This is a genomic window from Clostridia bacterium, from assembly GCA_036562685.1.
In the GTDB taxonomy this organism is placed as follows: domain Bacteria; phylum Bacillota; class Clostridia; order Christensenellales; family DUVY01; genus DUVY01.
Window position 1 is genome coordinate 1 of the sequence record DATCJR010000130.1, and the last position, 13,010, is coordinate 13,010.

The 13,010-nt window shown below is 34.3% G+C and carries 15 protein-coding genes; 2 read left to right on the forward strand and 13 right to left on the reverse strand.

Translation table 11 applies throughout. The features are described 5' to 3' along the window. Positions 1-45: 45 nt before the first annotated feature. From VIL26_05875 to VIL26_05935, 13 genes are all read right to left on the reverse strand, one after another. The gene (locus tag VIL26_05875) at positions 46-471 is read right to left on the reverse strand and encodes a flavodoxin (protein ID HEY8390461.1); all 426 of its coding nucleotides are present in this window, start codon (positions 469-471) and stop codon (positions 46-48) included. 15 nt (positions 472-486) lie between these two features. Further along, positions 487-1,053, reverse strand: a complete 567-nt coding sequence (locus tag VIL26_05880; protein ID HEY8390462.1) for a DUF3793 family protein — start codon at positions 1,051-1,053, stop codon at positions 487-489. Between the two features lie 208 nt (positions 1,054-1,261). After that, positions 1,262-1,771 (reverse strand): hypothetical protein, encoded by a 510-nt coding sequence (locus tag VIL26_05885; GenBank protein HEY8390463.1) that lies wholly within the window; start codon positions 1,769-1,771, stop codon positions 1,262-1,264. After that, positions 1,758-2,237, reverse strand: coding sequence for a type II toxin-antitoxin system antitoxin SocA domain-containing protein (locus VIL26_05890; GenBank protein ID HEY8390464.1), 480 nt, complete (start codon positions 2,235-2,237; stop codon positions 1,758-1,760). The genes VIL26_05885 and VIL26_05890 overlap by 14 nt, the downstream gene beginning before the upstream one ends. A gap of 228 nt (positions 2,238-2,465) precedes the next feature. Beyond that, positions 2,466-3,281, reverse strand: coding sequence for an Mrp/NBP35 family ATP-binding protein (locus VIL26_05895; GenBank protein ID HEY8390465.1), 816 nt, complete (start codon positions 3,279-3,281; stop codon positions 2,466-2,468). A gap of 114 nt (positions 3,282-3,395) precedes the next feature. Then, a complete protein-coding gene (locus tag VIL26_05900) occupies positions 3,396-4,055 on the reverse strand; it encodes a hypothetical protein (protein HEY8390466.1) in 660 nt (219 codons plus the stop codon). A gap of 12 nt (positions 4,056-4,067) precedes the next feature. After that, positions 4,068-4,427, reverse strand: coding sequence for a DUF2089 domain-containing protein (locus VIL26_05905; protein ID HEY8390467.1), 360 nt, complete (start codon positions 4,425-4,427; stop codon positions 4,068-4,070). 205 nt (positions 4,428-4,632) lie between these two features. Beyond that, positions 4,633-5,061, reverse strand: a complete 429-nt coding sequence (locus VIL26_05910) for an Hsp20/alpha crystallin family protein (protein HEY8390468.1) — start codon at positions 5,059-5,061, stop codon at positions 4,633-4,635. A gap of 323 nt (positions 5,062-5,384) precedes the next feature. Further along, positions 5,385-6,734 carry an extracellular solute-binding protein gene (locus VIL26_05915; GenBank protein ID HEY8390469.1) on the reverse strand — a complete coding sequence of 450 codons (1,350 nt, stop codon included), beginning with the start codon at positions 6,732-6,734 and terminating at the stop codon, positions 5,385-5,387. A 1-nt stretch (position 6,735) separates the two neighbouring features. Then, on the reverse strand, positions 6,736-7,533 hold the full coding sequence (locus tag VIL26_05920; protein HEY8390470.1) for an ABC transporter permease: 798 nt from the start codon (positions 7,531-7,533) through the stop codon (positions 6,736-6,738). Continuing rightward, positions 7,527-8,315 (reverse strand): ABC transporter permease, encoded by a 789-nt coding sequence (locus VIL26_05925; protein HEY8390471.1) that lies wholly within the window; start codon positions 8,313-8,315, stop codon positions 7,527-7,529. Before VIL26_05925 ends, VIL26_05920 begins: the two co-directional genes overlap by 7 nt. Beyond that, positions 8,305-9,771, reverse strand: coding sequence for an ABC transporter ATP-binding protein (locus tag VIL26_05930; GenBank protein HEY8390472.1), 1,467 nt, complete (start codon positions 9,769-9,771; stop codon positions 8,305-8,307). Before VIL26_05930 ends, VIL26_05925 begins: the two co-directional genes overlap by 11 nt. 102 nt (positions 9,772-9,873) lie before the next feature. Continuing rightward, positions 9,874-10,410: an XRE family transcriptional regulator gene (locus VIL26_05935; GenBank protein HEY8390473.1), complete on the reverse strand. Its 537-nt coding sequence runs from the start codon at positions 10,408-10,410 to the stop codon at positions 9,874-9,876. 285 nt (positions 10,411-10,695) lie between these two features. Here VIL26_05935 and VIL26_05940 point away from each other — a divergent pair, with 285 nt between their 5' ends. Both VIL26_05940 and VIL26_05945 read left to right on the forward strand, forming a co-directional pair. Continuing rightward, on the forward strand, positions 10,696-11,367 hold the full coding sequence (locus VIL26_05940) for a response regulator transcription factor (protein HEY8390474.1): 672 nt from the start codon (positions 10,696-10,698) through the stop codon (positions 11,365-11,367). A 30-nt stretch (positions 11,368-11,397) separates the two neighbouring features. Next, entirely contained in the window at positions 11,398-12,873 is a 1,476-nt protein-coding gene (locus VIL26_05945; GenBank protein HEY8390475.1) for a HAMP domain-containing sensor histidine kinase, read from the forward strand. Positions 12,874-13,010: the final 137 nt, after the last annotated feature.

A 13,010-nucleotide genomic window follows, 5' to 3' on the forward strand; every position in this document is an offset into this window, starting at 1 on the left:
TAAAAATTATATAACTGCCGCCAAATTTTTGGCGGCAGTTTGATTTTATAGCAAAGCCAATTTGGCGCCTAAACCTATGCATTCTTGTTCGCTTTCGCCCTCAGGTGTCTCGTTGACAATAACGGTATCAACAATTTGAGCACCATAATCTTTCATTCTGTCTTCCCAGCTTCTCATCCATTCTCCATCACCCCAGCCGTATGAACCAAACAATGCAATCTTTTTGCCATTTATCTTAGTGCTTATTGATTCTACAAAAGGCTCCATTTCCTGTTCTTCTATAACTTCAACGCCCATAGCTGGAGAACCTAAGGCGATAACATTAAATCCATCTACAATATCAGGCGACACTAACGAAACATGTTTTAGCTCGACTTCTGCTCCTGCCGTCAATGCTCCTTGCGCTATAAGTTCGGCCATTTTTTCTGTGTTACCTGAACCTGACCAATAAACTATTAATATTTTTGACATAATTGTCCTCCTATTTTATATACCTAAAAATTCAAAAAAACGTTTACCATTATCATGTGCATACAGTACTTGTTTTTGCGCTAAAGAATAATTTTGCATAATTTTAAGTGCCTCTTGCGGATTATTAAAAACCTTCCAATATCCGCTAAAACAGCAGTCTTTTTTGCTCTGTATAAAATCTCTCACATCTTCATAGGGATACCCTAAAAAAATACCTACCTCATGCGGAAAAACATTTTCACCTTGAACATACTCGTTAAGTCTTTTTTTTAGATGCTGTAAGTGTATATCAAGCCCGCAATCTGTCGGATATGAATATCTTGTTAAAAAACTTTTTATCTCTTTTTTATTAATTATGTCGTCAAGCATTTCTCTATTAAAGATAAAAATTACATGACTTGATTTGCACTTATACATGTACATCATTTCCAAACCTTCCGCCGCCAGTCTAATATTGTCTGCGTTTAGTTCTTGCGGAAGACAAATAAGACTAGAGGGCTTGACACGCCGCAAAGTAGGAGCAGCACTGTAAGAGAGTATTTTGTGATATCGATCAACTTTATTTTGGTTATAAATCATCATCGTTTATATTATTAATGTGGTTACCTATATTTATTCATTACACATAATGTTAGGGTTAACTAACATTATGCCATCAAAATACTGTTTGTCAATAATATGACGCTAGATAAAGGTACGTTAATTACATAAAGATGAAAAAGACAAAATAAAACTTTTTTTATTTTTATTTAAATTTAATTAAAATAAGTTCACATTAATTCCAAAGCGGCTAGATTTTCTTATTTTTATAATTTATATTGGAAGGATATTCTGGAGGATTACAGTCAGTTCTTCTTAAATTGGTCAAATAATCTAATAAAGCATCGTCTTCTTTGAGTGGAAACAGATACTTTGCGATAATCTTGGGTAAAGACAAAAAAGAAGTAATCAATGTAACAAAACTTGAAATAATTGTGCTAACACTTTTAATCAAATTATCTTCTTTTAGGACAATAAAACTAAGCGCTATAGTAGCTATAGTTACAATTACTAATAGCGTAATTATTATTATAAAAAACCAATTTTTTAATCTTCTATTTTGTTTGCTTTTTTCTCTATAATGTTTTGAAAAATCTTCTACTAATTCTGTGTATTTTGCATTTCTGTATTCTTCTGGAGTGCAATCATATATCGTTTCCCTTGTACTATCACGAACAAAGTTATCAGGAAGTCTATCTGCTCTTATTAATTCCTGCGCATCATAAGACTGTATAAAATTTTCTTCTTTATTTTTGGGCACTTATTGATTCACCTCTGAAATATTTTTTAATTAATTCAGGAGGTATTTCTTTATACAAGCCTTTTTCTTTGGTCACGACATCCCACGGCGATTGGGGAGCATGCGTTAGTTTAGATAGCGTTAAGGCTGGAATATGCGAATATTTATTCCAAACATATTCAAAGGTTTCTATATAATTATCAGCTAATTTATCGGTAACATAAAAATAGCCCTCTTGATCTAAAAGATATTCAGTTATACCTAAGGCGCCGAATTTTTGCGCCCTTCCATAAACAATAGGTATCACTGGACCATAGGGCCATGTTTGAAATTTTTCGTCAATAAGAGGATAATCTGACTTTACAAAAAAATGACCATATAAAAAATATAGCATCTTTTGCAATTTCAGATTAGACATGCAAATGCCTTCTTTAGCAGCTTTATCGATTATATCGTTAGCAACTGCAAAAACTGGATATACGGCCACAATTAATTATCCTCCCCTCTATTGTATTCCATAATAAAAAAAAGATTTCCAATTTTTTTGAATAAATATAATTTTTTTACGACTTTTATGTCATAACATAATTATAATTAATGACAAAATTTATTAAGATATTCAGTTTTTAATAAAATATCTTTTAGTAGAATCAAATAAAAAGCCTTATCTTTTTAGATAAGGCTTATATTCGTTAATAAATATATTAAACTCAATCTATTTTTCAGAATTATTTTTCTCCAAGCTGCTCTCTATGCTATATACAGCAGGTGTCAGCCATTGAGAGTCTATATCTTCGACTTCGCCTTTGTCGCATGCTACAGATATTGCTGGATCAATAGGAATCTTGGCAAGAACTTTTAAGTCATATTTTTGCGCAATTTTTTCAATGCCGCTGGCTCCAAAGATATTGTGCTTTTTGGTACAGTTAGGGCAAACAAAATATGACATATTTTCTATAAGCCCCAAAATGGGAATATTCATAGCTTTTGCCATATTGACAGCTTTGCTTACAATCATAGAAACTAGTTCTTGGGGTGAAGAAACTATAATTATTCCGTCAACCTTGAGTGATTGAAAAACGGTTAGCGGAACATCGCCTGTTCCAGGAGGCATATCAATAAACATATAATCCACATCGCCCCACATTACTTCGCTCCAGAACTGCTTGACAGCCCCTGCTATCAAAGGTCCGCGCCAAATAATAGGCTCTGTTTCATAGCTTAGCAAAAAGTTTACTGACATTAATTTTATGCCCGTCTTAGACACTCTGGGTTCAATGCCTTCTTCTTTTACAACAGCGTTGCCTTTTATACCAAATGCCTTAGGAATGCTTGGACCTGTAATATCAGCATCAAGTATGGCAACATTATGACCGTTTTTTCTAAAAGCGGACGCAAGCAAAGAAGTTACCAACGATTTTCCCACGCCGCCTTTGCCGCTTACGATACCTATAACTTTTTTTACTGAACTCGAAGCATTAAGTGCGACCTTAAAATCCGGCTTCTGCTGCGATTTTGAATCTTTATCCATATTGCTCCTAAAAATTATTTTATTTTCTTAAAAGCTATTTAACCCCAAAAAAATTATGTTGTCAAGCCTTATGTAAGATTTAAAATGATTAAGGCAACACAAGCAACCTAGATTTTAGTAAATTCTGACTTTTAACACTATGTCGTTATTGATATATTTATAAAGACCTGTAAATCGTTCATTAATAAGATCAATTATAGTAAAGCTCAATGCCATATTTACCTCTTTGTCTAGGCTTTCTGGCGCAGCCATAAATTGCTGTACTGTATATTCTCTTTTTATAACGCGTTTTGAATTAATAAATTTTATACATATTTCACGATCTTCATAAGGCTTAAAATCATCAGGCTTAATATATTTTTTCTTTTCTGTTATTCCTTCATTAAAGGTTATATCTATATCACCGTGCTCTTCATCTTCATCATAATCTTCATCGTCTTTATCATTGATATAAATTGAAAAATTCTTTTTGCCTTTTTTTATTTCTCTTATGGATTCATCAAAGGCTTGATTTATTTTTTCATCTATATTGAGTTCTGATAGTAGTTTTCCAGTCTTGTTCAATGCCATGGTAACTGTCTTGCCGATTTTATCTCCAAGATTAATTACGGTATCTTCTAATTTTTTTGGTTTGCCCTGATTATAAATTTCGTCTTCGTCATAATATTCATTTGAATTTTTTTCTTTTAGTGCTTTTAACAAAATATCGCCCTGTTCTTTTGTTATCGATCCGTTTGCAACCAAATTCATAATTTTTTTGATTTCAGCATCCATAATAAATTTCCCCTATTTATTTTTTATCATTTCAGCAGCTTGTTCTGGCGTAATCTCGCCTCTGCTTAACATGTCAAGAATATCTATGTTGGAAAGAGAGCTTTTAGTATCGCTCAAATCTAAAATTCTTTTTATTTCTTGCAATCTTGATTTTATGGTAGGATAAGAAACTTTAAAATACTTTTCCATTTCTTTTATACTGCCTTCACATTTTAGAAATGTCAGCACAAATTCTGTCTGTTCGTCATTAAGCTTTTCAAAAACTGAAAATCCAAATTGGTTTTGCAATGTTGTATTGCACTTTCGGCATTTTACAACTTCAACCCTTAATTCTCCTCCGCAAACGGGACATATACTGGGCACTTTTAGCATTATTTTTGATATATCCTCCTAAAACTAAAACTCCTTTAAATTTATTATAATAATATTAAATTTTATTAATTTTGTCAATATTTTGTTATTAAGATTTTTAATCTATGGATTAATTTTATTAATTTAAATTAAAAAGCCGTGTCCTGCAGGGAGGGGAGGAAAACAGGACACGGCATAAAGAGGAAGTTTATGAAAAATTGGTATCTTAATTAATATCAATTTTATATATCTTTTGAGAGTCGTCTTTAGGAATTTTCAAAGTTAAAATTCCATCTTCAAATTTTGCGCTTGCCCCTTCATTGGTTGCATTGCACAAATATACGCTTCTTTGCATTGTAGAGAAACCTCTTTCTTTGTAAATGTAATTTTCTTTCTTTTCTTCAGTTTGTTTTGAATTTTTAACAGCTATAGTGAGATTACCGTCAACCAAAGAAACGTTTACATCTTCTTTTTTTATTCCAGGCAATTCTGCCTCAACCATATACTCTTTTTCATTTTCTTTTACATCGATTTTGAAGGAGTCAAATTTTTTAAATGCGGGCATAAAATCTTCAAAGAATTCATCAGCCCAATCAAATGGACTAATCATTCCCCATCTCTTTTGATTTTTGTCCCAAGGTAAAAATCCTGACATAACATACCTCCATTTTTTGAATTTAATTTTAGCAATCTTTTGTATTTTTAGCACTCTCTTATCTTGATTGCTAACACTATTATAGCTTAATTGCTAAAATTGTCAATAGTTTTATGTCACATTTTTTTCACGCTTTAGTGATATGATTACACATCAAAAATAGTATTATTCGATTATCTCAAATTATAATTTTTTACTTAATCTTGTTTTTTCCAATTAGTGAAATCTTGGCGATTCTATGTTTAAAATTAACCTTTAAATTAAATCAAATAAAAAAACGGTATGAACATCTCATACCGTTTTTTATTTATTGTGATAAAATTTTATGATACTAGCACTCTAGACCACATTTTTAGCACATCTTCCTGTCTGTCGCCAAAATCTTTCATTACGGCGCAGCGTGCTTTTTGGCTTTCTGACGGGAAAAGAGCGTCTAAGATATTCAAAGCATTTGCCATAAGTCCGTCTTCATCATATAGATAATCTTCCAAGAATGTTTGATAGTATCTTTCTTGAACATCAATTAAGGAAGAAGTATAGCCAATGGTATCCATCAAAATGAATCCGTGGTCGCCGTAATCGCTTTCTTCGCCCCAAGGATCATCAATGTTTTGCATAAACAAATAGTTTATAAAGCGTTCTGCTGCAAGCTTGTTTTTAGCATATTTAGGAATTACAAATCCGTCTGCCCAGATGTTGGCTCCTTCTCTAGGCACATAATATCCCAAAGATTCATTTTCGGTCATACACCATACAGCGTCTCCGCTCCATGCAAGCAATAAAGCTATATTTCCCTGCACCATCTCATCTTTGCCGTTATCAACTTCATAGCCCTTAATATACGGTCTTTGATCTTTTAAGACTTTTTCAATCTTTTTTAGGTTTTGGTCGCTTGCATCGTTCATGTACATATCAACCATTTTTCCATGATTTTCTTGACCAATATATTTTTTAAGTTCATCAGCGTTAGCATATATAGCCGCCGCAGCAAAAGAATCTCTTATGCTGTTTTTCATATAAATTTTGTAATTACCGTAATTTTGGCTCCACATAGCTGACCAATTGAAAACAATGTTTTGACCGTTTTCATCCAAAACCCACAGACCTTCAGTTGAATCTATGTCCAACTCTACGCCATTAGCTTGTTGCCAAAATTCAAAAGCCTCATCGCCTTCAAGTATGTCTATATCCTCTTCTTTTAATAAATCTTTATTATATAAAATTCCCAAGGTTCCCCACATATAAGGCAAGAAATAGTCTAATTTGTCTGAATATAACTCTTGCAATGTAGGATCAAGTCTTGTTTTCCCGTTTTCGCTATACTCTAAAGAAGCATAAAAATTGGGAATATTGCTGTAATCAATAGACTGCACCAATCCTTTTTCATACATCCTTTCCGCCATATATTCTGAAGGTATTACCAAATCATAGTCCATTTTTGAACGGGCGATTTTGGTGTACATGCTTTCATTGGTTTCAAATGTATAATATTCGAGCGTGATTTTTTCGCCATATGTTTGGAAGTAATAATCTTCAAAGCCTGCTAAGACATCTTCATCAATATAGTCCTGCCAGTTATATACTTTTAAGACATTGCTTCTGCCTGTACATCCCATAAGCATAAAACTTGACAAAGCAAGCATGATCGCTAATATAACAGCTAATTTTTTCATTTTATTCTACTGCCTCCCTGTCAGAATGTCTTTGCTTTTTGTTGGAATAGATGTTGATCGCGATCAATACAGTCAAAACCACCACGAAAATTATAGTAGACAAAGCTCTCAATGAAGGGGTAAGTCCTGCACGCGCCGCATCTTTATATACAAAGGTAGATATAGTTTCTACTCCGCCATTGGTATAATTGCTGATAACAAAGTCATCCATACTCAATGTAAGCGCCAATACAAAACCAGTAATCATACCAGGCACAAGCTGAGGAATCATTACTTTAAACAAAGCCTTGGTAGGAGTCGCCCCCAAATCCAATGCTGCTTCATAAAGGTTTGGATCAAGTGAAGAAAGTTTAGGCATAACGCTTAACACTACATAAGGGGTACAGATTACGATATGTGCAAGCAATAATGTTCCATATCCTTGAGGAATATTTAATGTCGCTGTGAACAGCAACAATGCGCTTGCTGTCACTATATCGGCATTCAAAATGGTTATTTGATTGACGCCGCTAATTATAGTTTTAGGCGCTTTTCTCATGCTGTATATTCCTACTGCGCTTATTGTGCCTATTAGTGTAGCAATTGTGGCAGCACTTAGCCCAATTATGACTGTATTAGCAACAGCTCTCAAAATGGCTTCGTTTTGGAAAAGTTCTATATAAAGATTAACTGAAAAACCTGTCCATACGCCAAAAGCCTTTGATTCAGTAAAAGACAATACCATCAAAAACAAAATGGGCAAATACATTAAAAATAACATTATTACTACAAAGCTTCTTGCCAAAATCTTTTTTACCATAGCCCACCCCTTGCAGTCGTTCCGCGTGAAAATTTGTTAGTTACCCACATTGACAATCCAATCATCAATAGCAGTATCAAGGACATTGCGCTGCCTATATTCCAGCTGTCATATGTGAACCACAAATCAATAAAGTTACCAAATAGTTTTATTTTGTTATTGCTCAAAATATCGCTTATAGCCAGAGTTGACATTGAAGGCATAAATACCATAAGCGCACCGCTTATTACACCAGGCACAGAAAGCGGAACAATTGTCTTTAAAAACACCTTGTTGGGACTTGCTCCCAAATCCTGCGACGCTTCTATAAGCGATCTGTCAATACCTTTTAGTTCAGTATAAATAGGCAAAATCATAAACGGCAAGAAATCATAAACCAAGCCTGTTATTACTGTAAAGTAACCCATTTGAATTCCTACATATTCAAACAAGAACTTGATTGACAATGTTCTTAACAAAAAGTTAACCCACATCGGCAAAACGAATAAAAATATTATGATTTTGGGAAAACCGTATTTTGCCTGGCTTAAAATATATGCTATCGGATATCCTATAAGCATACAAACGCCTGTGGTTATCAAAGCAATCAAAAATGATTTTAAAAATACCCATATTGTGCCATCTGAGAAAATTACGGCAAAATTGCTTATTGAAAAGCCGCCATTTTCATCCATAAAGGCATAGACCAAGACTAAGATCAAAGGAAAAACCACAAACACTGCCAAAAATATTACATAAGGAATGGCAAACTGTTTGCGTGTCATTTTAAAATTAAGCTTCATCTACACCCTCCTCTACAATCGGTGCAGGCTCCAACTTGATATTTTCAGGCATTACCGAAATTCCTACACGGTCGCCCATATCCCATTCGTACGGAGTGTCAGCAAAGATCTGATCATCGTCATCAGTATCAATAGTAACTTGATAATAAGTTCCTTTATACACAATGCTCGAAATATTACCACCGATAATACCGTCTGATTCGTCATCGTGAATAATAACTTTGTCAAACTCAATTTTCGCCTTAACTCTTTGTCCAACTTCAAAATTATCTGTATTTGTTTCAAATTCGCCGCCGCAGATATTTACTCGTCCGTCTTCTACTTCGGTTATAAACTCATTGATGATTTTCATCTTTTTCATGATATGGATATCTTGAGGAGCGATAGATAGACCTACTTCCTTTCCTATTTCGTAGCCATTAACACTGCGTACAGAAAATTCATAGTCGTTGGCAAGCACATCCATGTCATAATGTTCGCCTTTAAAGATGCTGGAAATTACCTTTCCTTTCAAAATGCCTTTTTCGTCGTTAGCGTCATATATTGCAATATCTTCTGGTCTTAATACCAAGTCAACAGGTTCATTCTTTTCAAAACCTTTATCTACGCACTTAAACACTTCTCCAGCAAACTTTACCTTGTAATCTTCAAGCATTATACCGCTTAAGATATTGCTTTCGCCGATAAAGTTAGCAACAAATGCATTAGAAGGTTCATCATAAACCTTTTTAGGCGTGCCTATCTGCTGGATAGCACCGTCTTTCATAACGATAACTGTATCAGACAATGTAAGCGCTTCTTCTTGGTCATGAGTTACATAGATGAAAGTAATACCTAATTCTTTATGCATACGCTTGAGTTCGATTTGCATATCCCGTCTCATTTTCAGATCAAGCGCGCTCAACGGTTCGTCAAGCAACAATACTTCGGGTTCATTGACTAATGCTCTTGCTATTGCAACTCTTTGCTGTTGACCGCCGCTTAGGCTGTCAACATATCTATGTTCATAGTCCTCTAAGTTAACAAGTTTTAAGGCTTTTTTGACCTTTTCTCTGATTTCATCTTTGGTATAATGTCTATATATTTGCTTTCCTTTTTTATCCTGACCATTAGGTATTTTTTTGAGTTTTAGTCCAAAAGCAACATTCCCAAAAACATTTAGATGCGGAAATAAGGCATATCTTTGGAATACAGTGTTAACTTTTCTCGAATGCGGCGGAGTATCAGTAACATCCACGCCTTCTATAAACACCTTTCCGCTGGTAGGCTTTTCAAAGCCGGCAATCAATCTAAGAGTTGTAGTTTTACCGCAGCCAGACGGTCCCAAAAAAGTTACAAACTCTCCCCTTCTAATATTAAGATTCACATCGTCAACAACGGTTATCCCGTCAAAAACCTTGACTAGATTTCTCAACTCGATAATCTTATCGGCTTTGAATCTTTCTCTTTCTGCCATTTTGGATCTCCTATTAACATAGTATTTTATATTTTTATTTTTTTAATATATAAAAGCACCCCAAATTTTTAATTTGAAGTGCTTTTGTCTATTTAGTTCAAATCAAAAGTTTGGAGGTGAGCTTACCCATATTATTTGGGCATTGGTTTTTCCTACATTCTCAATGTAATGTATTTTGTCTGCGGTATAATAAAAAGTATCTCCTTTTTTAAGCTCATAGCTCTTTCCGCCTATATTAAGCATTACCGTGCCGTTTAATATATATCCAAACTCCTCTCCTTCATGGGGCATATCTTCATCCATTTTAGCTCCAGGATTGAGTTCCAAAATTATAGGCTCCATTTCGTTTTTTTGGCTGTTGGTCACAAGCCAGATTATTCGATGATCTTCGGCTAGCTTTTCAAAATAATCGGCATTAGTAAAAACAACCTTTTCTTCTTCCTTAATTCCGCCAAAAAAACTCTTGATGTTGCTTCCCAAAGCAAGTAAAATAGTTTCTAGCGTGGCAATTGACGGGCTTGTAAGGTCATTCTCTAATTGTGAGATGTAACCCTTAGTAAGCTCGCATCTGTCTGCTAATTCTTCTTGTGTAAGCCCTGCTTTGAGCCTCAATTCTTTGAGTTTTACGCCTATATTCATTGCTTTCCTCGTTATTAAACAGAGTTTAGCAAAACTAAACTAGCTGTTTAGTGCGTTTAGTATTTTTAAACCGACTGTTTAGTAAAAATAAACATAGTGAATATAGCAGGTTTTAATATATTTGTCAATAAGAAATATATAAAATTTAAAAAAATATATAAAAAACTATATTTTTGGCTGTGACATGTTTGTGACAATGGCGTTACTATATTGTATATGAATTGTGTTAATCTGAAATCAAAAAATTATGTAGTTTTATTAAAAAAATGTCTTTGGGAGTGAAAAATGGAAAAAACTAAGATCATGATTGCAGATGACGAGGCCAAGCTTCGTACCTTGATTAAAGATTGGCTTACAGACGCCGGATATGAAGTAGTAGAAGCAGAAGACGGAAAAGTTGCGCTTGAAAAGTTTGAACAGCAGCCTGATATAAAACTTATAATTTTGGATGTAATGATGCCTTATATAGACGGTTGGAAGGTGTGCAAAGAAATCAGAAAAAAATCTACTGTGCCTATAATTATGCTTACTGCCAGAAGTGAAGAAATGGATGAGCTTGAAAGTTTTGAAAAGGGTGCCAATGACTATATTCCCAAGCCTTTTTCTTTGGCTGTTCTCTTAGCAAGAATAAAAGCCCGTTTGGAAATGGACTACAATAACAGCAATGTAATAGAACATGGCGATTTAAAAATTGATATAGATACGCACAAAGTTATTCTAGCCGGTAAAGAGATCGACCTTACACCTATCGAGTATGAATTATTATTGCATCTAGCTAGAAATTACGGCAAGCTGTTTACCCGCGAAAAGCTGTTAACTCAAGTATGGGGCTATGATTATTATGGCGGCGACCGTACTGTTGACACGCATGTGGGCAGACTTAGAATAAAGCTAGGCGAATACGGCGACAAGTACATAAAGACTGTACGCGGATACGGCTATAAATTTGAAATCTAAAAAAACTTAAATTATTGGAAGTAATCATTTTTGAGATTTAAAACACTTTGGTTAAGATTGTTTTTACATTTTGGCTTGGTGCTAGTACTCTTTGGAGTACTGGTTACGCTTGCCCAGCAGATTTTCTTGACAACGATTCAACTTAATCGTACAAAAGAATTGCTGTCTAATACTGCAAAAGTTATTGTCAGTCAAATAAACACAAAACACATAAGTCCTTATGATATAGAAGGCAAAAAGAACGAGGACCTTTTGAGTATATTGGACGAGCAATCAGCTATTAACAACGTTCAGATAATCATATATAAAGGCGATACGATTTTTTATCCTTTAGATAATATAGGAGAAATCACGTCAATTACTACTAAAGCAAGTGATTCTGACAGCTATGGCACTTTTTATGAAAAGGTGGGCGAAGATAAAAGAAGAGGCATTTCTTATCTCGTTTATGTACGAAATATATATCAGGATTATACCGGCTACAAGCTTGAACTTAGAACTCATCTGACAACTATTCAGCAAAGTGTTGATTTGACTAATTATTTTACTAGGATTGTAAGTATTGCAGCTATATTCCTTTCACTCATCTGGGCTTTTTTGTTTTCACGAATTTTTACTAAGCCAATTGTCAGCATGAACAAATTGACTTATGAGCTGGCTAATCTCAATTTTGACCATAAGCTTGAAATAGATCGAAGCGATGAATTGGGACAGTTGGCGGAAAATATAAACAGCATGAGCGATAAGCTCAAAGCCTCAATGTACGAACTCAAGATAAAAAACGAGCAGCTGACAAAAGAGCTAGAACGAGAAAAAGGTCTTGAGACAATGAGAAAGAAGTTTGTGTCTGATGTCAGCCATGAATTAAAAACTCCTCTTTCTATAATTCAAGGTTACGCCGAAGCGCTAAAGGCTTCCGTTTCAAAATCGGCTGAAAAACGAGAATATTATTGCGATGTCATTATGGACGAAACGGCCAAAATGACCAAATTGGTACATGATCTTCTCAATTTGTCACAATATACTAGCGGTACGTTTTCTATCGAACCGTCTTTGTTTAAGATAGATGAACTTGTATGTTCTGTTGCAGATAGATATTCAACGTTAATTGGACAAAAGGAAATAAATCTTCAAACTCATCTTGAGCCTTGTGAAATCTATGCTGATCCTTTACGCATAGAACAAGTCATAAACAACTATCTTAATAATGCAATAAGCCATACTGACGAAAATCGTCAGTTGGTAATTATCGGCAAAGTTTTGGACAGTGAGTTTTATAGAGTGTCAGTTTTTAACAGCGGAAAACCCATATCAAATGAGGACTTAGAAAAAGTTTGGATACCGTTTTATAAAGCCGACAAAGCAAGGAGCCGCAGTGAAGGCAGATACGGCATAGGACTTAGCATAGTTAAAGCTATAATGGAAGCGCATAAAGGAAGATACGGCGTTAATAATGTTCCAAACGGTGTTGAATTTTATTGTGATATTCCAATAAAGAAAAAATAAAAATATCAGGATTGACACAAACTTTTCAATCTTATGTCAAATATAAGATTTATAATTATTTATACTATTATCTAGGAGTATAGGATGACAAAAAAACAATCTAGTTCAAACATTGCCAAGCCTTTTTTTGTTCCTGA